The sequence below is a fragment of the Spiroplasma endosymbiont of Lariophagus distinguendus genome, assembly GCF_023846195.1.
In the GTDB taxonomy this organism is placed as follows: domain Bacteria; phylum Bacillota_I; class Bacilli_A; order Mycoplasmatales; family VBWQ01; genus Spiroplasma_E.
In genome coordinates, this window is sequence record NZ_JALMUW010000121.1 from 1 (window position 1) to 1,149 (window position 1,149).

1 protein-coding gene is annotated in these 1,149 nt (G+C 25.0%); it reads left to right on the forward strand.

The annotated features are described in order from the left end of the window. Positions 1-96: 96 nt before the first annotated feature. On the forward strand, positions 97-1,110 hold the full coding sequence (gene hrcA, locus M0D11_RS05990; protein WP_252320996.1) for a heat-inducible transcriptional repressor HrcA: 1,014 nt from the start codon (positions 97-99) through the stop codon (positions 1,108-1,110). Positions 1,111-1,149: the final 39 nt, after the last annotated feature.

The window sequence follows — 1,149 nt, forward strand, 5'->3', positions numbered from 1 at the left end:
AAAATTCAATTAAGTCTTGATATTATTACACTCTCAGTTATAATTATATAAGTATTGGCATTCAATGTTAATGAATGCTAAAAAAGGTGGTGAACAATGTTAAGTAACAGACAATCACAAATTTTAAAAATCATTGTTGAAAAATATATTAAAACAGGATTACCAATTGGTAGCAAAACTATTTTAGAAAATAATAACAATATTAATTTTTCTAGTGCTACTATTCGTAATGAATGTGTTGAATTAGAAACATTAGGATTATTAGAAAAAGCACATAGCTCTAGTGGTCGTATTCCTTCAACAAAAGGTTATCGCTATTATGTTGATAATTTAATGAATATGGGTGAACATCAAGAACTAGAAATCTTGAAGAAAAAAATAGCAGAAGTATTTAATAACCGTAACTTAGTAATTACCGAAGTATTAAATAAAACTAGTAGTATTTTAAGTGAAATGACTAATTTGATTAGTATTGTTACTGGTCCTAATATTAATGAAGATACTTTAAAAAAAATTGAATTAATACCGATTAGTAATGATAATGCTTTAACAATTTGTATTACTAGTAATGGTCATGTTCAAAACAAAATGTTTAATATTCAAGAAACATCATTAACCGATTTATCAATTGCCATTGATATTTTTAACACCAGATTAATTGGTACTAAAATTAGTGAAATTAGTGAGAAAGTAAATTTATTAAAACCAATCCTTGAACAACAAGTACAAAAATCAGAATATATTATTCAAGGATTTGTTAACACTTTAATTAATTTCTCACGACCACTATCAACAACACACGGTGTTCAATATATGTTAGAAAATCCTGAATTTAATGATATTAATAAGGTTAAAACAATTATTAAATTCATTGAATCACAATCACCATGAATGTATTTTGATGAATTAAATAATAATCAACTACAAATTAAAATTGGTGAAGAACTGGGTAATGAAAATAACGATATGGCAATGATTACTACTACTTTTAAAGTTCATGATGGTGAACAAGGACAAATTGCAATTGTTGGACCTAAACGTTTAGAATATGAAAAACTAACTGAAATTCTAAATTGGATTAATCAAACATTGATTAAAAACTTTAAATAGAAATGAGATGATAAAATGACAAAAGCTAAAAAAGATAAC